Below are 21,649 nucleotides of genomic sequence, written 5' to 3'. Positions count from 1 at the left end.
GACAACTTACAACTATGTGTTGTGTCGTTATATTTACAAATTACCTAAACGGGAGCTCGCGATGCGCGCGCGAGAGCGCTGCAGATGGCGCCCCTGGCCACCCGGCGACTGCGCTCTTCGCGCCACAGCCCTGTCGGCACATTTCGGCAAGATCCCGGCAATACGCGCTAAAGATTGACGAAAATTAATACGCGACATAGCGTCAACATCAGGGAGCAGAGACTCGCGCATTATTTTACCAATTGCCCCACGGGGATTTTCAGACGATTTTCTTTGATGCGTCCGAGCCACGCTGCAATTTCAGTGGGGACAACAAGATATGTTCAGGGCATTGACGCTGAGCGGTCGCATTGCATGCGCCGTCAATCAGGCATCCAACCAGTTTTCTCGCATAACGCGAATTTCGACCTTCCGGATTTTCATTCTGCGATTTCTGGCAGGCGTGCTTCTGACAACCGCCGGGGCGAGCGCCTCTCTGGCCGCCTGCGGCACCGGCACGACGCTGTTATTGGATGGCGGGCAGGGGTCGACAAAGACGCTCAACGTGAGTGCGGAATGTCTCGATGTCCAATATGGCCTCTATGACGCGACGGGGGTCAACGCGAACGCCTATTGGCCGATCCAGGGCGACACGGTTAATAATCAGATCACGAGCCAGACCTTCGCGGATCCGAATTCAGGCGCGGTGATCACGGTGTCCCCGAATCTCGACACAAGCACCGGCACCTATATTTTCCCGACTTACACGGTCACTCTGGACACCGCTCCGACGACCTATGTGGCCAGCGGTTTCAGCGTCCCCCTGTATTATGCGACGGGCATCTCTTCGGGCGGAAACACCACAACCGATACCACCTACACCGTCACATTCACCTTCCCGGCCCCCGCTACCGCGCCGGATGCGCCGACGAATGTCTCGGCCACGGCTGGCGATAGCAGCGCGCAGGTCAGCTTCTCTCCCCCGGCCTCGAATGGCGGCGACCCGATCACCGGCTATACCGCGACCTCCTCGCCGGGCGGGTTCACGGGCACCGGCACGACCGCCTCCCCGATCACGGTGAACGGCCTCACGAACGGCACCAGCTATACTTTCACCGTCACCGCGACGAATAACTTCGGGACGAGCCCGGCTTCCAGCCCCTCGAACGCGGTTACGCCGAAGGCTGCACAGACGATCACCTTCGCCAATCCGGGCGCGCAGAATTACGGCACCTCGCCGACGCTGAGCGCAACCGCTTCGTCCGGCCTGACGGTCAGCTTCTCGTCGACCACCACCGGGGTCTGCACGATCACCTCGAGCGGCGCTCTGACATTCGTCTCGGCGGGCACCTGCTCGATCGATGCCGATCAGGGGGGCAATGGTGCCTATAACGCCGCCCCGACCGTCACGCAGAGCTTCGCCGTAAACGCGGTCGTGCCGGGCGCGCCGACGATCGGCACCGCGACGGCGGGCGATGGGCAGGCCGAGGTCAGCTTCACCCCGCCCGCCTCCGATGGCGGCGCGACGATCACCGGATACACCGTGACCTCCACGCAGGGCGGGTTCACCGGAACCGGGGCTAGCTCGCCGATTACCGTATCAGGCCTCACCAACGGCACCAGCTACAGCTTCACCCTCACCGCGGCGAATTCCGTCGGGACGAGCCCGGCCTCGAACCCCTCGAATTCGGTGATACCGAAAGCCGCGCAAACGATCACCTTCACCAATCCGGGTGCGCAAACCTACGGCACCTCGCCGACGCTGAGCGCAACCGCTTCGTCCGGCCTGACGGTCAGCTTCACGTCCTCTACGACGAGCGTCTGCACGATCACCTCGGGCGGCGCACTGACATTCGTCTCGGCGGGCACCTGCTCGATCGATGCCGATCAGGGGGGCAATGGCACCTATCAGGCAGCCCAAACCGTCACGCAGAGTTTCACGGTCAACCCGACCACGGCTCCTCCGCCGACGAATGTCACAGCCGTCGCCGGCGTCGAGAGCGCCACCGTGAGCTTCACCCCGCCCACCGATACCGGGGGTGCGCCGATCCAGGATTACACAGTGGTGTCTTCTCCCGGTGGCAAGACCGCGACTGGCACCAGCACGTCGATTACCGTCAACGGACTGACCGCCGGTACGGCTTATACGTTCACGGTCAGCGCCGATAACGGCTACGGATCGGAAGGGTTCTCAGCGCCCTCGAACAGCGTCACGCCGACGGCGGGCCAAACCATCACTTTCGCCAATCCGGGTGCGCAGGATTACGGCACCTCGCCGACGCTGAGCGCAACCGCGTCCTCCGGCCTGCCGGTCAGCTTCTCGTCGACCACAACCGGGGTCTGCACGATCACCGCAGGTGGCGCGCTAACTTTTGTCTCGACCGGCACCTGCTCGATCGATGCCGATCAGGCGGGCGACAGCACCTATAATCCCGCGCCGACCGTCTCGCAGAGTTTCGCCGTGAACGCGGTCGTACCGGGCGCGCCGACGATCGGCACCGCGACGGCGGGAGATGGACAGGCCGAGATCAGCTTCACCCCGCCCGCCTCCGATGGCGGCGCGACGATCACCGGATACACCGTGACCTCCGCACCGGGTGGGTTCACCGGAACCGGGACCAGTTCGCCGATCACGGTTAACGGCCTCACGAACGGCAGCAGCTACAGCTTCACCGTCACCGCGACCAACTCTGCGGGCACCGGCCCGGCCTCGGCCGCGTCGAACAGCGTCTCGCCGCTGGCGGCGCCGACCGCGAATGCCGTGAGCCTCACCGCAGGATATGGCTCGACCGACAACGCAGTGCCGCTGAATTTCTCCGGCGGCGCGGCGACATCGGTCACGGTCGCCTCCGGGCCCAGCCACGGCTCGACCAAGGTGAGCGGCACCACGATCAGCTATACGCCCACGGCGGGCTATCACGGCGCGGACAGCTTCACCTATACCGGCACGAACGCGACGGGCACATCCGCCCCTGCGACGGTCACGATCACCGTCTCGGCGCCCACCTTCACCGTGACCTCGGGCGCGCTGTCGGATGGGCAGGTCGGCACGAGCTACTCGGCCACGCTGAGCGTCTCGGGCGGCACCGGGCCCTACACGTTCGACACGACCGCGAAGACCGGCTCGTTCCCATCGGGGCTGTCGCTCTCAGCCACCGGCACGCTCAGCGGCACGCCCAGCGCCAATGGCAGCTACAGCTTCACCGTAAGCGGCCATGATTCCAGCACGCCGAATGCGAGCTTCCAAAGCGCAACGATCACCATCGCGATCCAGCGCGCCGCCCCCACGATCACCGCGATCAGCCCGGCACAGGGGTCGGCCAGCGGCGGCACCTCCGTCACGCTGACGGGGAGCGATTTCACCGGCGCGACGGCGGTCAGCTTCGGGGGGACACCCGCGAGTGGCTTCACCGTCGATTCCGACAGCCAGATCACCGCGACCGCGCCTTCGGGCACGGGCACGGTGCATGTAAGCGTGACCGCGCCGGGCGGCACCTCGGCTGCCACCAGCGCGGATCAGTTCGCCTATCTGTCAAATGTCGCGACGCTATCGGCGCTGAGCGTGAGCCAGGGCACGTTGAGCCCCTTGTTCAGTTCGGGCACGAGCGGCTATTCGGTGGACCTGCCCTATGGCACGGGCTCGATCACCGTCACGCCGACGGCCACGGATAGCGGCGCGAGCCTCACCGTGAACGGCAATGCGACCAGTTCGGGCAGCGCCTCGGCGCCAATCTCTCTGGCGACGGGCGCGAACACGATCACCGTGGCAGCCACCGCAGCCGATGGGATCGCGACGCAGAGCTACACGATCACCGCCACCGTGGCGCGCCAGACCGATACGATCACCTTCGCGCCGGTCAGCTCTCCGGTGCGGATCGGCAGTGCGCCTTTCGCAGCCACCGCGACGGCAAGCTCCGGCCTGACCGTGACGCTGAGCAACGCGACGCCGTCGGTCTGCACGCTCAGCGGGGCTGTGGTCACGCCGGTCGCGGCAGGTAGCTGTCAGATCACCGGCACGACCGCCGGCAATGCGAGCTACGCGCCGGGCAGCGCCACGCTGACGGTTCTGGTCGAGGTGGCCCCCGATCCGACACAGGATCCGGATGTGATCGGGATCGTGACCGCGCAGAACACGATGGCGATGCAGTTCGCCCGCACGCAGATCGGGAACTTCTCCTCGCATCTCGAAGCGCTGCGCGACGGCAATGGCCTGCGCGACAGTTTCGGCGCGCGTCTCGGCATTCCCAGCGTGACCCGCGCGCGCGGTTTTGCCGACCCGGTCGATCCGTTCGAGAACCAGACGGGCGGCACGCCCGCGCCGAGCCGAGAGGCTACGCGTGGCGCGGCTGCTGCGCCGACCCCATCCGTCTCGACCAGCGGCACCTCCGAGAACCTGTTCGGCCCGCAAACCGCGATCTGGACGGCGGGCACGCTGAACCTGACGAAGGACGGCGCGATCGACCTCCATAGCAACGGGCTGTCCGCGGGTCTCGACTACCAACCCAGCGCGGACGCGATCCTCGGGCTCGGGCTCGGCTATGGCAACGGGCGCTCGGATATCGGCAGCGATGGTTCGAAGACCAGCGGGCATAGCGTGAACGCGGTGGTCTACGGGACCTTCCGCACCGGCGAACGCGGCTTTGTCGATGTGCTGGCGGGCTATGGCACGCTGGGCTTCGACAGTCGCCGCGCGATCTCGGGCGGGCCGGATATGGCCTATGGTTCGCGCGATGGCTCTCAAGTCTTCGCACAGGTCCGCACCGGGATGGAGTTTCGGCAGGATAACTGGATGCTCTCGCCTTATGCGGGGATGCAGGTGATCTCGGGGCATCTGAATGCCTTTACCGAGCGCACTGCGGACCCGGCCGATGCGCTGAGCGTCGAACGTCAAAGCTTCGGCTCGACCCAGTTCGACTTTGGCCTGCGCGGTGGCTTCACCCGAAAAACGAGCTTCGGGACGGTCTCGCCGAACTTCCGGCTGGAATATAGCCGGGTGATGAACCGCGATATCGCCGCGGGGATGAGCTACGCGGATCTGGTGAACGGCTCGCAATATGTGCTGAACCTGCCGCAATCCGATCAGGACCTGCTGACGATCGGGCTGGGCACGAATATCGCCTTCGAGGGGGGCACGCAGCTCAGCATCGACCTGCGCAACACCTCGGGGTCGAACAGCCACAGCAACAGCATCTCGCTGAGACTGTCCAAGCAGTTCTGACGCGCGAGACACGCGAAAAACAAACGGGGCGAGGATATGCATCCTCGCCCCGTTCCTGTTTCAGCCTGACGCCCTGAGATCAACGATAGACCAGCTTGGGCGGTCCATGCGCAGGCTTATGCTTTCGCCTGCGCACTCATTTGCTTTTTCTGGCTGCTTCAAGCCAGAGAAACCAAAAGAGTGCCCAAGAATTCACCCCGCCGATTCGAAGGCGACAGTTTTCCATTTAATTATAAATACTTACGAATAAAGCAAGCTTCACCGGAAACCATATCCATGCGCAGAAAACCATAAAGCTGCGCGGGGAGCCCGACATTCGATCGGGCCTTTTGGAGAAGGTCTGAACAAAAGAAAACCCGCGCCGAGGCGCGGGGTCATGTGAGACGAAGTGGTGGTGAGTGTCAGTCGAGGTAAGCCTCTTCGAAGGGGCGATCCCGACGGTAGATGCTTCTGTAATTCGGGCTCGAGAAGGGTGAGGCGATTTCCGCGATGCCGGTCTTGTCTGCCCAAGCCTTATCGAAATCCTGCCGCGTCAACTCGCGAGCCCCACGACCGATAGCGACTTGAAGGGCAGCGAGCACAATTTCAAAAACCAATCCCCAGCGAAATGCTGCAGCCGTGGCTAGGCGGTGAAGGAACTCAATGTCCCGCAGTTCATCAGGCACCTCGATAGCTTCTTTATCGGCGTAGCTTCCGAGGATCGTGTTCAGGGTGAGGTAGTCGCCCAATGAGCCGTCCTCGCGTTCTGTCAGGTCAATGTCCTCGAACCGGACGCGGGTGGTCAGGCGAAACAGCTGTGGCTCCTGACGAACGTAATCCGCGAGTTCAGGAACACCTGACAGGATCAGCATCAAGGGCCAATCATGGGACTTCATCAACGCCTTGAACGCGTCCAGAATAGCGAGAAGCTCTCCCTGCCCCCTACCCCGCATGATATGCTGAGCTTCATCGTAATGGATGCCGATGCACCCTTTCCTTTTCGCCTGATCGACGACGAGGTTCCAGATTTCAGTTTGAGTGCGGCGTGCCTTGTCGTGGATAGGATATCCAAGATCGCGCAAGGTATTCTTGCCAAGGTCTTTCCATCCTTCCTTCGAACTCAACACACAGTCGGCGAAGGATGCCATCGCACCGGACGGCAAGCGCGTATCGCTGGCATTGAAGCGCCCCAGCAAGTCGCCAATTTCCTTACTCTTTCCGGCACCGGACGGCCCGGTGACGAGAAGCGCCCCGGTCTCGAAACGAGCTCCGCTTTGCAATCCGCCGAGGTGGCGGCTCAGAAGCTGGGAGAAGCTGTTTTGGAGGACGCGAGCACGGTCCAACGGATAATGGCGCGCTGCAAGGCCACCACTCAGGGCGACGATTTCGGGGATGACGAATTCGTTCAAAACTTGGTTTCCTTGCTTGGCGGTAGGACGGTTCGGTTCATGCCTGTCTCTGCAGGTTCTTGTGTTCTCTGATCGCGCTGCTGATCACTCGGGCGAGAAAGACGAGTTTTGCCCTCTTCGCGCCGCTCCATGAGCTCGCCGGGTGCCACCAGGTGCTTCATGGGAGCGCTCGATGCTGTCGATATCTTGAGGCACCGCGCAGCGCGTTTTTCAAGCTTGGCGATTGTCTGATAGTTTGAAGGATCGCGCGAATCCGGGAAGAAACCGGATCGTCGCGCGCGATCGGCAATCGCCTCACGCAAATGCCCTTCGTGAAGCGCGCTCTGCATCGGGTTGGAGCGGGTCGCCGCTTCCCTCACTTCAATGGCTTCTTCGAGCGTCAGGTCATTGAAAACCGTCATACTCAAATGCGCTTCGATCACCTTTTTCTCACCTTCAGCGACAATGAAAACGCGGCGCAGGTCATCGGGGTCGAGATGAACAAGAACCTTCTTCGCCTGCCCATCCGCGAACCGCAGTAGCGCCGGGGAGTTAAAGGGCAAGCCGAAAACTCTCACACCTTCCGATGTCGTGGTCGCCTCGCGCTTCACGCCAAGGTGCAGGCACCTGTCTCGCTGAGATGGCGGATCGATCTTTCCATAGAGCCGTATCGCTTCCTCGCTCTTTTGTCGGACAGTCGCACCAAACATCCCGGTCCCACGGTGAGAATGGAACGGATACTCATCGACGAAATACCGCGTAATCGCCCCGTAAAGCTCGTCATGCGTCAAGCTTGCCGATCCCTTCGGATCGACCTCCTTCAACTCACCCGGTCTACTGCCCGTATATCCGGCATAAAAATTGAGGACCTGAAACTGAAGTGGGCCGAAAAAGCTCTCAGCGAAAGGTTTATCGGAGCTATGATAGGTTCGGCCAAGCATGGGCGTTGCCCCGATCCCAAGGAGAGCCGCGAAGGTGCTAGCATTCCGAATAGCGCTACCGTTATCCGAAGAAACGACACCGAGGCCGACCGGCGGCGCAGGGTCATGTTTACACCCATAACGGATTTTTTCCCGGGTCTTGTCGCGGGTTGCCATGCGCAGCAGCGCCGCGCTGTGATCTGCATCTGCGGTCTCCGAAAGGATCCATCCGAGCACCTCTCGCGTCGCGACGTCCATGATGACATGCAGCCAAAGTCGACAAATTTCGTTTTCTTCGAGTTCATCCGATGCGGAACTTGGGTCGATCACCTTCCCGGCCACCGAGCCGTCTGGTTTCGAGAAAAGCGAGAGATAGACTTGGTCTGTCTCCAGCATCATGCCAAACTTCAGAGCGCGAATGGAGGTCGAGCCTGCGCCCAGTAGGTTCGTTGCATGACGCACGCCCTCGCGACCGATGGTTTTCACGACTTCAGAGATTGCTTTGAGCCGGGTCCGGATTGTCGTGATCGACGGGAAGCGGAAGCCGCGCGCGTGTTCCTCAGGCGGGACGTCGAATAGCTCCCGCGCACCCGAAACGAGAGGCGCAAGTTGCGGCTGCAACTTGCTATTCCAACGATTGAGAACGTATTCAATGAAGCGTTCCTGATGCGCTGAAAGTCGAGGTTCGCGCCTTCCTTTCAAATGATCACGATCAGCCAGCACGACGGGGTTTCGGTCGAAGCGCTGGAACAGTTTGTAGTAGCGCATGAGCGTCCGCCCCTGCGGCCATACGAAACTATTGAAGACCTTTCCTCCGCGCGCCTTGGGGGCGAGGCTCGGCTCCATCGAAATTTCTCGAGCGCGCGCAATGAGGCGTCTCCGGAGCATGCCGTCTGTATTGAGCCCGCGTTGCGTCAGCTTGAACCCCTCGGCCTCGAGACGCTCCATAGCCAACATCCCCGCCAATCTCGGTTGAACATCTCGCTGCGCCTGTTCCGAAAGTTGCTCGATACGCTCAAAGCCGCCCGTATATTCGAGCAGCTCACGGTTCTTCGCCGCCACGGCTGGCAATGTGACGTCGCAGGATCGGTCTCGGATCGCGCGCTCGACATGCTCGACCGAAGGAGTAATGCATTCGCCGTCTTGCACATCCGAAAGATCAAACATGCAGTCGTCGCGCCGATCGACGCGCCAGCAACGCCCGTCCATGACGAGCTCGGATCCTTTGGGGATGTTATAGAGCGGCTTTTGCGTCACCCGCGCAGTTCCACCCGCGAATGGTAGTTTATCAGCGCATTCCAATCGGCGCGAAGGACCTTCCGCCCAATTAGGCGCAGCGAAGCGTCAAAGCATCGCGAGGGCTCGATCTGACACCGTCCGATCAGATCTCTCAGCAGCCAATAGCCACCACGCCGGGCGGCCCTTTCGACTTCGGTGTCGGCCTCTTCGTCCTCCTTGTTCCAGACGGCCCAGACCTGGCGCAGATTGTCGCGATAGGTGCGAGAATAGTCGTCGGTCCGAACGACCACGCAGTCATCGGCGAACTCAGTCGGCACGGCCGAGAAGATGTCCTCGATCTCGGCCTGTGTATCCAAACGAGCCAGGCTCGTGGCGTGCCGAATAAAGTAGGCGCGCCGGAACCCGTCGCGAAACGTAACGCGCATATCGAATGAGTGCCTTCTCTGCTTTCGCGCGGTCCGGCTGAAATACGTAACCGGCGGGAGCTGCACTTCGAGCCCGAAAATATCCGGATTCAACAGAGCGTCGATTGCCACTGCGGATTCACCTTCGGACTCGAAGTGATAGACGCGCCGGACACCATCGGTCGCAGGCGTCGCAAACGCCATCGCGACCCGACGCGCGGTGTTGCTACGCGTCAGCGGGTTTCGGGAACCGGCGAATGGAAGCACACCATGGGTCGGGGCGACTTCGAGCGCTGGAAGCTTCTTGGTCGGGGCCTCGGTAGGCTCCCAGTCACCGTATCTTCCCGCGATATAGTCTTCGTATTCAGACATGCGTTCTCCGTGCCCCCGAAGCGGGCGCCTCGGGGAGTATCCAGTTTCACTTGGGAGCTCGGAGCAGGCTTGCCGGGACCGTTTTCGGCCTCTAACGTGGCAAGTAACAACCGGACGCTCGTCGTCCCAACTTTCGACGCGCGTCCGATCAGGGCGCGCGTTTTTTCTTCTTGATCTCAGTCGCCCGTCTCCGAGCCATCTCGAACAAGCTTAGCCTGATCGAATCATATGAAATTCCGAAGCCGAAAAAACATGATGCTTTGAGCATCACGCCAAATCTGAGTCAACCAATTGATTTCGTGCGAAAAATTGTTGTGGATTACGGATGTCGAGAGCCTCTCGAGATAGAAATCCGGAACAGTCGAAGCCTCTCCGCGCCCGTGAATTGGACCATCAAGCCCTCGACCGCGTCGGCCGGATCAAAAGACAAAGACCGGGAGAACATTGCGGAGTGTGTCGTTCTCCGTGACAAGGACATGATGAGTTCTTTTGCCCTACGAAATCTGAAGCGATGACACGCCGTCTCTCACTGGCTCCACAGCATGGCGAACGTGAACCAGCGTTCTCCTATCTCTCGCGTGTGGCTGCACGGTATGGCGTGCCCACACGAGATTTCGCGGCCGATATGGGGCTGTCCTTCTCGCGGATTATCGATGGCGACCCAAGGGACATCACTGCGCTCGCCGAACTAACCGACACCGAAGCAGAACGTCTATTGGCCTGGTCCCCGAAATATCTCGGCAACCGCAACCACTACTTCTGCGGTCACGTCATGCACGCGAAAGCCATCAAAGAGAGCGCGGTCCGAGGGTGTCCAGACTGCCTGAGAGAAGACTTGGAGAACGGGTCCGCATCACCCGAAGGCGCGGTATTCATCCGGGGCGAATGGCTATTTCGCCCCGTAACTCTCTGCGCGAAACATCATCGACCGTTGTCGCCACTTTGGCGCGCACCTGCGAAGCTCGATCGCTATGACATTGCCGCCCGCATGGCGGAAATCGCTCCCGCAATCATCTCGGGTGAGCTTGATCTGCAGACGAGAGCGCCCGCAGACTTCGATCTCTGGATTGCCAAAAGGCTCGCTCGACAATCCACCGGCATCTGGCTGGATCAGTTCCCATTCTACCCCGCCGCGCATTTTTGCGAGCTTCTTGGGCGCGCATGCCGGTCGGTGCGGTTCCTGAAATCGGCAAATGTCCCTCCGGAAGACGCTTGGAAAGTGTTTCAGGTCGGCTTTCGATTTGCGCAGGACGGAGAGAGTAGCATTCGCGCCGCTCTTTCCAGTTTGCAGGGACTGATGGGTGACTCGACCGATGGCCCGAAGAAGATATTCGGAGATCTTTACGACCGGTTGACCTTCGATCTGACGAATGAGGACTACGCGCCTTTCCGGACCCTGCTGCGCGATCACATTCGCAAAACCTGGCCGCTCGGCCCCGGGGATGACCTGATGGGCGAACCTGTTCTGACGCGCCACCTCCACTCGGTGCTCACCGCCTCGCGGGAGTATGGAATCGATAGTCGACGGCTGCGAAAATTGCTCGTCACCGCGGGCGTAGTGCGTCCACTCGAGCAAGGTCGGTCGGATGCTTGGGAGTTGTTCACCCCCGAAGACGCCGAACCAGTCCTCAGCCGCCTGGAGACGCTTCTCTCCGCGGCGGATCTTCAAGACGCACTCCAGATTTCCCGCACGCATTTTGGATCCTTGCGAAAGGACGGCTACTTCGCGCCGACATTGGAAGGTGCTGATCACAAACCGCTTTGGGACCTCCGGGAAGCCCGCGGTTTTATCGATGACCTACTGCAAGGGGCGGAACCGGTCTATGTCCCGACGCGGAGCTGGGCTCACCTGTCGGATGCGGCTATTCGCCTGAAGGTTTCTCCTGGGACCATCATTCGCCTTATCGAAGGGAGAAGACTTCATCGAGTTGGCAAACACGTAAGCCGCGACGGGTTCGCTGCGATCCTGGTGACGCTCGATGAGGTCGAACGGTTGCTCGACCGTCCGACCACGCCCGGGATCAGCATTCAGGTTTTCGCAAAGCAGTGCGGGCTCAAGGACATCTACCTACGGCGGCTCGTGCGCATGGGGCACATTCCGTCAACGGAAGGCCGAAATCCGAAAACAGGAGCGAAACAACGTTTCCTGTCGACCGAGGACATTGAGGCCTTCTATGCCAGGTTCATCACTCTGCGCGACCTCGCCGTGGAACATGGTATAAACTGGCAGGCCCTCCGTCACGAGTTGGCGCAAAGAGGGATTGAACCCTTCAGCCCGGATGGGGAGGACTATGGCGCGGTGTTCGAGCGGGATACGGTCACGCTTTAGTCTCTGCGGACGCCAGCTCCTCTAAACACCGCCCCTGTCACTTTTCTCTAGTTGCGTCAGAGCGCTATCCCCTAAAGTAGTTACGTGCATGCCGGTCCTTACGGGGCCCTAGCTAGTGCTCGAAGATCATCATTTGTGGCTAGCACGGAAAAGCTCACCCCATTATCGTCCACTGTGAAACTCTTTCCACGGGGAGGGTTCTGTGTGTTAGCGAAATGTGGTGTCGCTCGTGGAGATCCTGCAAATTCTTGCCGTCTCAGCCGCCGTGCTCCTCGGCCTCTGGTTCTTGATCTGGTTCTGCATCCAGGTGCCCGCAGGCATGGCTAAGGTGCGTGGTCGCAATGCAGTTGGCTGGGTCCTATTTGGTCTGATAACAAACCCAATCGTGGCAATGTTGCTTCTCTGGCTCCTCGGCGAAAAGCGCCTTGAGCGGGCGTAACTACTTCTTTTTTCCGCGATTAAAGATCTTCCATAGCCCCCAAAGCACCAAAGCAATTACAATGAGGCCCGGTAGCCCGATATTGTTCCACATAACTGTTTTCCTTTAAAAAACTGGTCGTTTAGTGCTCGATCATCTGTCCTGCCAATGGACAGGTCGGCCAAGTTCTTTCGTTAGTGAGGCGTAGTTTTGAATGATCCATGCCCTTCCGGTCGTGGAGAAGGTGCCGTCAGCGAGAGAAGACCTCCGCAGAGCTCCAATGAAAGCCTCCATCGTGTCTCGCTCCTTAACTGCTGCGTCGCGTTGGTTTTGGACTATGGTGAGAACGGCGTTCAACTCCTGCAGACGTGCATTCGCAGAGCCTTCCAAGCATTGATTGAGCCCAGCTTCTGCCTCACTCTTTTCGAAAACTGCCTTTTGAAGAGCTGAGCCAAGGCGCGAGCTCTCTTCGCTAAGACGCGTGTTCTCTTCTGCCAAAGCAGGGCTTTGCGCCTTAAGGGCATCCAAAAACTCCTCACTCACCTCGACGCATCTTCCAGATGTCGAGTTGCCATTGAGGACGCCATGGAACGTGTTGGCAGCCCCCCCGAAGAAGAGGAGAGTATTATCCTCTAGGTTGGCGAGCCTTACGGCATCTGCAGCGTTCACCGCATCGACAGCAGTGGTGCCGATGAACCATGCCTCTTTTTCCTTTTGCCCCCTTATCGTCAGGAAGAACGGCTCTCCTGTTTCGGGAATACAGATTGCTGCGACCAGGTTCTGTGCGATTGCAGGACCTCCGAATAGCAAGGAAAACACTCCCGCGAACAAGCTCAATCTCTTCATACCCCAACCCCTTCTGGAAAAATCTTGCGGACATAGAAAAGCCGAGACTTTGGCAGAACCGGCCACCACCTCATGCAGCGCTCTCTCGACACAGTATGCAACTCGGAATGTCTAACAAGACCAAGCCTAGGACAGGTATGAGTAGATGACAGAATGGGGAGGAGTGGCGCCGAGACCGCTACAGGGTCAAAATTGCATGCCTGTTCACACGATACCGAGATGATCCATGATCGTCCGCTCTATTTTCGGACCGTAAGGGAGGTGCAGAACCTGATCATGGCGCGTGCCGACCTGATGCTCTTCCACACCGACGGGGGCAAGGCTGGCTGGACCGTCGCGGCGCGCGACCGTTGGCAGGCAGCCGGCAAGCCCTGCTTCGTCATCGGCTAGCCCCGCCCTCTCACAGCCGACGTAGCCTACTACAATCGTGGAGTGAAAAATCGCAAGAAACCCATTCAATTATTTGGAAAACCAGTATTCGTCGAGTAGCTGCACCAGTGTCTTCGTTGTGTTAACGGACCGTTTAGTTTCAACGTGTTAGCGTGCCCACTCGTCCAGTTGATAGGAGAATGCGATGAAAGATCCGGTTCAAGCCGACACAGCGGAAGCCGTTCTGCTCGACTATGTCGAGCGATATGGCTTAACGGACAGGGCACGAAGATACTTCCTCAATCTTGGCCAGGAGGAAGCATCCGATGGATCACGCGCCGAAGCTCGACACCCAAAAGACGATCAAAGCTCTTCCTGAAAGAGCGCATCCTTATTGGAACATTCTCGAATATTGCCGCCACATTGGCCTAGAGAAAAAACCAGCTAAGCCCCTTCATTGGGTCGCTCGGATCCGCAAGAAGGATGGCCGCTATAGGCAGCGGCGGCTCGGACCCGCAGAGTCGGAAAACTCACAGGGCCTATCCTACGAAGCGGCGATTGCGCTCGCGCGCGCTTGGTTTGCCGAGCAGGAATTGCAGGGCAACGCCTCTGCGAGCTATCCGGTGGGAACCACACAGCATCTGCGATATTCGAAGAGCGAAACTGGCTTCACCGTTGGCGACGCCCTGATCGACTACGTGGAGTGGAAACGGATCGCTGCGACCAAAACCACCTTCGAGACTCTGGTCGCATTGATCAACTTTCATATCCTGCCGCGCCTCGGATCAGTTCAGCTCGATGAGCTGACCGGCAACACAATCACCAATTTCTGTCGTGCCATCCTTGAGACGCCACCCAAGCGGGGGAACCAGGCGCTCGGGACAAAGGTAAAGATTGAAAGCCTCGACCCCAATGCATTGCGGCGCAGGAAGGGGACGTTGAACACGCTGCTGGGGATCTTGCGAATTGCCACGCAGATGGCATGGGAAAACGGCCACACCGCCTCTGAGCGGTCTTGGCGCTGTATCCACCGCGTTCCGAATTTGGAAGTTCCTCGTCAGATCTTCCTCACACGCGCGCAGTGTCGTGAGCTTATAGCCGCATGCCGCCCCGATCTCGCGGACTTGGTGCGCGCAGCGCTTTACACGGGCTGTCGCGTGTCCGAGCTTTCAGCGCTTCGCGTGTGCGATGTCGGGAAAGACATCTTTGGCATTTACGTCTCCTCCCCCAAAGGCTGGCGACCACGCTATGTGTATCTGCCCGAGGAAGGGATGCGATTTTTCTTGGCCAAATGCGCAGGGAAAGCAGACGATGATATCGTCTTTCGCACTGGCGCAGGCCAGATCTGGAAAACACGCCATAAGCATCTCTTCAAAGCAGCTGTCGAGAAGGCCGGGCTGCCGCATGAATTCGTGTTCCACGGGTTGAGGCACACCTATGCCAGTCAGCTTGTGCAAGCCGGTGCGCCGCTTGCCATCGTCGCGCGTCAACTCGGCCACGCGAACACTGACACGGTGAGCCGGACCTACGGCCATCTGTCTTGCGAAAGCATCGAACGTGAGCTCGCTCTACGATTTGCCGCGTTAGAAGATCAGCCTCGTGAGCATGATGAGCGTATGCGCTCTTTACGGAAATCGCTTCAAGCTGCGCCTCCCCCGGTCCCCGCCTCTTCGTGGCCGCGAAGCAACTTCGCGCGGTGCCGAGGCGACGAGCTTAAGTTCATGAGCAGACGTGCTCGTAAGTATACTTCTGCTATATCCACCCAACAATGCGCAGACACATAGGTATTCAGTGGCGCATAACGAGGGGCGAGCGAAAGTCTGCCCGTGAAAGCGAGGGACACGGTCCCTGATAAATCCTACGAACACGATAAAATCGGCAAGACGCGATAGACTGGTGGGGTGAGTTTCACTACGTTGAAGCTGCCAAGGTTCCGTGAGGATGGAAGCCTTTGGGCGAAAGTCGAACTTCTGAACGTTGAGCGTATTAAAGTGAAAAAAAGAGTAATAATACATATCGGCCCGCACAAGACGGGAACAACATCTGTTCAGAAGTTCCTGCTTGGCAATAAGGATAGTTTATTCCAAGAAGGCTTTCTTTTTCTGCACGATGAAGACACCCACGAAGCGGCCATCTTACTTGCGAAGGAGAAATTCGAAGACGCTGAAAGAAAGCTTGAAGAAATTTCTGAAACAATAGCGAATTCAACCTGCAACACGATTATATTAAGCCAAGAAGATTTTTGTGGGGACATCCCTGGCCGGTCTAAGAGACGAGAGGTATACTCAAAACTCACAAAGAACTTACGCATAATTATGCGTGCCCTGCGGCCTCACGATGTATGCTTCATTTTCTTCGAGCGCAACGAAGAAGATTGGTTGAAAAGTTGCTATCACCAATCTTTAAAATATCGCACGGACTTTCACGACTTCCGAGATTTCCATGCGAGGTTTTCGACTAACTTTTCCTGGGCGCAAAAACTCGAGAAACCGCGGAACGTTTTTGGCGAGCGGCTCGTAGTAGAAGATTACTTCAAAGATGTGGATGACGGAGTCAGCAAAATTCTCAAACTTGCAGGAGCATCGAATATACATTTGCCGACCCCTCCTCAAAGAGTAAATTCGGCACCATCCATAGAAGCATCTCAGCTGTTGGAGCGAGTCAATAAACTCTCGAGCTTTAAGGCGACAGCTTGGTTCTCGAAGAAACTCATTTTGGCTGATTGGAAGCCGCGTCCATTATATGAAACATCGTCGCCGCCTGCTGCCAAGTCAAATGAGCTAGCTGCGGTAGCGTTTCCGGCACTTTCGATGAGATCTGCTTCTAGGTTTGCACCACAAGATGTTGTCGATCTTCTTCCAGCACAGGATGTCGACCTATCTCAATACCTATTTGATATCCTTCCAACTGAAGTCGAGCTTCCCTCGGAATCTCGTGTGAACATGGCAGATCAGTCACGAATTCTTGACTATCACCTCAGAGGAAAATCCAGGCTCGCCAAAATCAATGCTCTTGCTATCAGCTATTTGCGCCGCGATACGCAATACACGCAAAAAGCTTCAGTGATTTTTCACCGAATTTGGCGCGAGCATGGAATCCAACTAGTTAATGAATTATCAACGCGCTGGCTCATATCCACTCTCCAAACCTTTTTAGATCATGGATCAAATGAAGCTCAGAGACAGATTGGCGCAAGCGGCTACTTTTATGCAAACATGATTAAAATCTATGAAGGCGAGCGCGCGATCGAGGGCGCTGAGCAAAACGCGACATACTCAGAAGCATCACCGCAAACACCAAACGAATTTCGCGGCCTCGATCGGTATAGCGTAGGTGGCACAGACCTTCTACTAAATACCAACGCTCTCCTGTTGGACCTCGCTAGAAGCGATGATGTCGCTGGCTTAGTAATGATGGAGTTTTTGCTTCGAGTTAAGAGCTCAGGAAACGTATTTACTAGAATGGACAAAACGCGGAAAGAGAAAGACATATCCGTTAATGGCTTTGAGGACACTTGGTCGTTCTTTGAGTGAAGCTAAGGGTAATAACTAGGAACTTGCGACATCTGGCTTGGCGGACGAACGAGAGTAACTCCCTCCATTTTAGAAAGCCGCTGCAAATCGAGTTCATATTGAACGTCGAGCCTCTCAATGGTTTCAAATGAAAGACCCGGCAAAGATTCGCTATCCAGAGGACTTTGACGCTCTGGAAAAGCGGAGGCAATCAGCTCCTTTAAATCCAGAATAAGATCGAAATCGTCTACCCGCAGCAACTCTCCGATAAAGGACAAAGCGATTTCCCTGGGGCGCTCAAAGTCCCAAACCATAATCTGAAATTCCGGCGCAATTTCTTTTATTCGTTCGATAAGACTCGACCACGAGGGCACTGTCCGCGCCTCTGAGATAGCATCAATATTATTTTTGGAGCGAACGAACTCATAAAAGTAGTCAAGCTGACTCGTGATCGCAAAATGAAGCATCACAGAGTGACCAGAAAAAATCTCCGCGACCCGAGAAACTCGAGCCTCAGTTTGCGGAAGAACTTTGTCTTTCAGGAAAGAATCTTCTGCAACGCCAAGCAATGCATCCTGACTTATCGCAACGGTATTAAACTTCGAAAAATCAGAAAGAATTTCTTCAACGTTGCTCCAAGCTTCGGTATCCAACGCGGCCTCACGCCACCTCGTATTTATTAGCTCTCTGAATTGTTTTTTCCAGATGGGGCGCGAAATGATTGCCGACGAACTTTGGTCTTCGAGAATCCTCGACTTATCAACAGAATGCAATAGGTCAGAAGCTACGCCCGGTATTCCAGCGTGTAGGTTAAACATCCACGGATTTCTCGCCACTAAACTCAGGGAAACCATGCGCCGCAATGCTCTCTCTTCCACTAGCGATTGCTTCCAGGAGTTCGGCGCGGCGCGTAGCGCTTTGAGTTGCCGCTTGGCACATCAGATCCATAGCTTGCCAAGCGCGATCTCGCTCTGCGAGCTCTTCATCTGTCAACCTGCACAGTGTGTCGTCTGCCGAAATAAGAGCGATCAGGAGTGGCAGAACTTCTTCTGCTCTTTCCAACAATGTTTCGGTGTTTAAATCGGTGCGCGCAAAATCAATCACTAATCGAGAACCGGTGACTTCCAAGTCGACTTTTTTCACTTCGACACGCTCCTTACCTTGAACGTTTACGCCCTGCATCGCTACCTGTCGGCAATCTAGCGCGAAGTCAGGTGAATGGCCACCTTAGGGCACCTATCCTCAAGGGCCGCGGCATCGTTGCCGTTTATGCTGCGACCACCTCAGGAGACCATAGTGATGAACTAGTCCACGAATACGCGCAACGCACGGTTTGGGGACGACGGAGGCTCCTCTGAGCTGCCCGCGATCAGAGACCGGTCTGGATTGCGATGCCTCGCGTTTACTGTCGACGAGTAGCGCCTTGTTGACCTCCGCTCGTTGCGCATCTCGGTTAACCGCCATGCCGCGGCGCAGTCCGTCAGCTCTTCCGACCTTCCTGTCGCAACGACGCGACCGGGCCTGAACTGCCTTCCAGTAGGATGGGCGTCGCCGCAACGCAGCCTCCCCAAACTGGCTATCTGTGGCATCTTCCAGCATTAGCGGGCACGCCAAGGTCGCAATTGCCGACCTTCCGGGCGTTCGCCGCGGGTGCGCGATCTCTGCTGCGACCGCGAGAGCCACCGGTCGGAAGGGGCGGGGAGTTGCCGTTAGCTGCACCTGCAAGAGTTCCGCCTCGGGTCACCCATGTGCGCACTCAACAGCGCCGTTCGATTTTATGCCAATGCGCGGGCCAAGACGTCTCGCATCAGGCGTGGCGCGCGGCCGAGAATGCGTGCGAGCGTCGGATCTACGACGGCAAACTCCCCTGCTTTTGCGGCGCGATAATAGCCCTGAATGACGCTTCTAACGGGGGCAGGCACGCCCACGTTCTCCAAGTTCTGGAGCAGTGTCTCTTCACTGATCGTCTCGCGAGTTACCTTCTTTTCGGTCAATGTGCTCGCCATCTGCGCAAGGTCAGCAAGATTAAGGGCTTCACTGCCTGTGAGAGGTGGTGTTGCGCCTTCAAATATTTCCTGCCCGGCCAGGAGACGCGCATCAACTTCTGCCAGGTCGTCGTGGGTCGTCCAAGCCACTTTGCCGTCCGCAGGGCCTACCAAACGACCGCTCGCAAAGCCATGCACGTTCATGCCCACAGCACTCTCTGCGTAAAAGCCATGGCGCAGCGCGGTCCAAGCCAGCCCAGAGGCTGCCAGAATCTCTTCGGTTGCGGCGTGGTCGCGTGCCGGTAGGAACTGGGATTGCGCGCTGCTGGCGGTTTGGCTGGTGTAAAATATCCGTTCAACGCCAAGCTCTTTTGCAACCTTTATGGCTGTTTCATGGTGCTGGAGCGGATCTTCTCCATAGGTTCGCGCATTCGATGACACAAGCAAAACCCGGCGTGCCCCTTCCCATGCATAACGTAGGCTATCCGCATCTGCGTAATCACCTTGGCGCACACGCACGCCGCGCGCGGCCAGCCACGCCAGCTTTTTCGGGTCGCGGACACTGACCCCGATTTGTGCCACAGGAACGATGCGCAAGAGCGCCTCCACCGCAAGACCACCCAATTTTCCCGATGCACCCGTGACGATCAGCATTCTTCAGTCTCCCGACAAATATTGCGCGCCAAAGGCGCAGTGGATGTTGATGCTCAATGGAATAACTGTTCTTTTGAAGGAGCATAATCCGCTTAATTGAGAATAGGTTGTTCTGTGTGAAGAACAGTGTTTCCCCCGACGATCTCTCTGTCTTGCTGACGGTGCTGCGCGAAGGGGGCTTTCGTGCCGCGTCTCGCAGGCTCGGGATCGCCCCCTCGAATGTCAGCGCCACCGTCACGCGGATTGAAGCGCAACTTGGCACACCTGTTTTGCGTCGCACGACGCGAAGCCTGCACCTGACCGATGCGGGGCAGCTCTTGGTGGATCGCGTGCGCCCTTTGTTGTCTGCGTTGGAGGCTGCGTGTCACGAGGTGGCAACGCTTGGGGCGCAGGTGCAAGGTCGGCTGAAGCTAAACGTGCCGGGCGCGGTGATGCCCGACATCTTGCCATCGCTGCTCGCGCACTATCGGGCACGCCACCCGAATGTTGAGGTGGAAATCGTCGTTGAGAGCGGTTTGATCGACATCGTGGCCATGGGCTATGATGCGGGCATTCGCTATGGCAGCGTGCTTGAGCAAGATATGATTTCAATTCCGATTGGACCACGTCGACAGCAGATGGTGTGTGCCGCGTCCCCGGAATACCTTGAGGCGCGCGGGGTGCCTCAAACCCCAGAAGATCTTACCGCACATGATGCGATCCGATATCGGTTGGACGATGGCGCGATGCTGCCTTGGGTTCTGCAAAACAAAGGACGCTCCGTGCGTGTTGAACCAAAAAACGCGCTCATTCTCAGCGTCGGCGCCCTCAACACCGGCTTAAAATATGCGCAAGCAGGGTTGGGGGTCATACACACCTTCCATAATTGGCTTGGCGATGATTTTGACGCAGGACGCCTTGTGCCTATTCTGCCAGACTGGCGATCTGAGCTGGATGGGCCACGCCTTTACTACCCCAATCGCTTCACCCCCGCTCCGTTGCGGGCGTTTATCGAGATATGTCAGGGTGAAAGCTAAGCGCGACGCCAACCTCTGGTGCGGCGTCGCGACGTTATTGTGTTTGACACTGCTGCGCAGGTCGGCGTTCCTCGCCCATTGGGTTGAATATAACATCTTGCCTTTAAGCGGCCGTAAATGCTCTTTCCGCCCAATCGATAAAGGCCCGAACCCGCGGAGACTGGTGGCGCGCCCGCGGATATAGGATCGACACGGGCGACGATGGTGGCGGAGTGTTGCTAAGCACTTCTATGAGCCGTCCAGATGCCAAATCATCTGCGCTGGAATAGCGGGGCTTCTGGATGAGCCCCAACCCAAGGCGTGCGCATTCGACAAGTGTATCCGCAGACGTCACCGTCACCGGCGTTGGCAATGTGACGGTCTTTCGCTCGCCTCGCTGAACAAACTCCAGTGGCAGGACCGTTCCTGTTGCGGTGGATCTGAACCCGACCATCTGGTGACCGTCCAGCGCGGCAAGCGTTTGCGGAGTGCCGAACCGGTCCAGATAGGCGGGCGATGCACATGTCACTTCTTCCAGGCTCGTGAGTTTGCGGATGATCAGGTCACTATCGGCAGGCGCGCCCACGCGCAGCACGCAATCCACACCTTCACGGACGAGTTCGACAAGGCGATCCCCTTCGCCGATCTGGATCTCTATGTCCGGGAACCGCGCCAGAAAATCGGGTAGTGTCGGCAATAAAAAATGTCGTGCAAGAATGCCGTGAACATGGACACGCAGCTTGCCTTTCGGCTTAGCGCCCGAGAAGGCAGATTCCGCATCCTCCATTTCTGACAAAATTGACAGGCAGCGACGGTAAAAATCTTCCCCGTCCAACGTCGGGCGCACAACCCGTGTGGTGCGATGGAGCAGGCTGACCCCCAAACGATCCTCCAGCCGCTTGATCGCATCTGTGAGCGTCGAGCGTGGTAGCCCTAGATCGCTGGCGACCTGCGTGAAGCTACGCGCCTCTACAATGCGGGTGAAGACGTTCATCGCGTCGAGGCGGTCCATCATATTGTCCGATCAAACCGAATAGTGATG

At 57.9% G+C, this 21,649-nt stretch carries 16 protein-coding genes; 8 read left to right on the top strand and 8 right to left on the bottom strand.

Annotated elements, in window-relative coordinates; genetic code table 11:
- Positions 1-442 precede the first annotated feature (442 nt).
- Positions 443-5,197: an autotransporter domain-containing protein gene (locus tag F8R15_RS13505; RefSeq protein WP_172976226.1), complete on the top strand. Its 4,755-nt coding sequence runs from the start codon at positions 443-445 to the stop codon at positions 5,195-5,197.
- Between the two features lie 401 nt (positions 5,198-5,598).
- On the opposite strand, the gene F8R15_RS13500 is transcribed toward F8R15_RS13505, so the two are convergent.
- The 3 genes from F8R15_RS13500 to F8R15_RS13490 are packed head-to-tail and all read right to left on the bottom strand — an operon-like array spanning position 5,599 to position 9,499.
- Positions 5,599-6,585: an ATP-binding protein gene (locus tag F8R15_RS13500; protein ID WP_152844912.1), complete on the bottom strand. Its 987-nt coding sequence runs from the start codon at positions 6,583-6,585 to the stop codon at positions 5,599-5,601.
- Positions 6,582-8,741, bottom strand: a complete 2,160-nt coding sequence (locus F8R15_RS22105) for a Mu transposase C-terminal domain-containing protein (RefSeq protein WP_152844911.1) — start codon at positions 8,739-8,741, stop codon at positions 6,582-6,584. Before F8R15_RS22105 ends, F8R15_RS13500 begins: the two co-directional genes overlap by 4 nt.
- Positions 8,738-9,499 (bottom strand): hypothetical protein, encoded by a 762-nt coding sequence (locus F8R15_RS13490; protein WP_152844910.1) that lies wholly within the window; start codon positions 9,497-9,499, stop codon positions 8,738-8,740. Before F8R15_RS13490 ends, F8R15_RS22105 begins: the two co-directional genes overlap by 4 nt.
- 511 nt (positions 9,500-10,010) lie before the next feature.
- Between F8R15_RS13490 and F8R15_RS13485 the strand changes: the two genes are divergently transcribed.
- Together F8R15_RS13485 and F8R15_RS13480 are read left to right on the top strand one after the other, a co-directional pair.
- Positions 10,011-11,828: a TniQ family protein gene (locus tag F8R15_RS13485; RefSeq protein WP_152844909.1), complete on the top strand. Its 1,818-nt coding sequence runs from the start codon at positions 10,011-10,013 to the stop codon at positions 11,826-11,828.
- A gap of 229 nt (positions 11,829-12,057) precedes the next feature.
- On the top strand, positions 12,058-12,267 hold the full coding sequence (locus F8R15_RS13480; RefSeq protein ID WP_368731050.1) for a hypothetical protein: 210 nt from the start codon (positions 12,058-12,060) through the stop codon (positions 12,265-12,267).
- Between the two features lie 132 nt (positions 12,268-12,399).
- On the opposite strand, the gene F8R15_RS13475 is transcribed toward F8R15_RS13480, so the two are convergent.
- Positions 12,400-13,092 carry a hypothetical protein gene (locus F8R15_RS13475; protein WP_152844908.1) on the bottom strand — a complete coding sequence of 231 codons (693 nt, stop codon included), beginning with the start codon at positions 13,090-13,092 and terminating at the stop codon, positions 12,400-12,402.
- Between the two features lie 219 nt (positions 13,093-13,311).
- Here F8R15_RS13475 and F8R15_RS21490 point away from each other — a divergent pair, with 219 nt between their 5' ends.
- From F8R15_RS21490 to F8R15_RS13465, 4 genes are all read left to right on the top strand, one after another.
- A complete protein-coding gene (locus tag F8R15_RS21490) occupies positions 13,312-13,482 on the top strand; it encodes a hypothetical protein (protein WP_172976225.1) in 171 nt (56 codons plus the stop codon).
- A gap of 184 nt (positions 13,483-13,666) precedes the next feature.
- The gene (locus F8R15_RS21485) at positions 13,667-13,840 is read left to right on the top strand and encodes a hypothetical protein (protein WP_172976224.1); all 174 of its coding nucleotides are present in this window, start codon (positions 13,667-13,669) and stop codon (positions 13,838-13,840) included.
- A complete protein-coding gene (locus F8R15_RS13470; protein ID WP_152844907.1) occupies positions 13,788-15,245 on the top strand; it encodes a site-specific integrase in 1,458 nt (485 codons plus the stop codon). The genes F8R15_RS21485 and F8R15_RS13470 overlap by 53 nt, the downstream gene beginning before the upstream one ends.
- Before the next feature lie 117 nt (positions 15,246-15,362).
- Entirely contained in the window at positions 15,363-16,994 is a 1,632-nt protein-coding gene (locus F8R15_RS13465) for a hypothetical protein (protein ID WP_152844906.1), read from the top strand.
- Positions 16,995-16,996: 2 nt separating this feature from the next.
- On the opposite strand, the gene F8R15_RS13460 is transcribed toward F8R15_RS13465, so the two are convergent.
- From F8R15_RS13460 to F8R15_RS13450, 3 genes are all read right to left on the bottom strand, one after another.
- Positions 16,997-17,626, bottom strand: a complete 630-nt coding sequence (locus tag F8R15_RS13460) for a hypothetical protein (RefSeq protein WP_152844905.1) — start codon at positions 17,624-17,626, stop codon at positions 16,997-16,999.
- Between the two features lie 157 nt (positions 17,627-17,783).
- Complete coding sequence (locus tag F8R15_RS13455; RefSeq protein ID WP_143594888.1) at positions 17,784-18,116, bottom strand: hypothetical protein; 333 nt, start codon at positions 18,114-18,116, stop codon at positions 17,784-17,786.
- 632 nt (positions 18,117-18,748) lie between these two features.
- Positions 18,749-19,612, bottom strand: coding sequence for an SDR family oxidoreductase (locus F8R15_RS13450; RefSeq protein ID WP_083078266.1), 864 nt, complete (start codon positions 19,610-19,612; stop codon positions 18,749-18,751).
- A 116-nt stretch (positions 19,613-19,728) separates the two neighbouring features.
- On the opposite strand from F8R15_RS13450, the gene F8R15_RS13445 reads away from it, so the two are divergent.
- Positions 19,729-20,628, top strand: a complete 900-nt coding sequence (locus F8R15_RS13445; protein WP_368731049.1) for a LysR family transcriptional regulator — start codon at positions 19,729-19,731, stop codon at positions 20,626-20,628.
- Positions 20,629-20,731: 103 nt separating this feature from the next.
- Here the strand turns inward: F8R15_RS13445 and F8R15_RS13440 are convergent, their stop codons facing one another.
- A complete protein-coding gene (locus F8R15_RS13440) occupies positions 20,732-21,619 on the bottom strand; it encodes a LysR family transcriptional regulator (RefSeq protein ID WP_152844903.1) in 888 nt (295 codons plus the stop codon).
- Positions 21,620-21,649: the final 30 nt, after the last annotated feature.

The sequence above is a fragment of the Thioclava sp. JE_KL1 genome, assembly GCF_009296265.1.
Taxonomy (GTDB): domain Bacteria; phylum Pseudomonadota; class Alphaproteobacteria; order Rhodobacterales; family Rhodobacteraceae; genus Thioclava.
The sequence above is the reverse complement of the archived record's forward strand: the minus strand, read 5'-3'. Positions and strand labels throughout refer to the sequence as shown.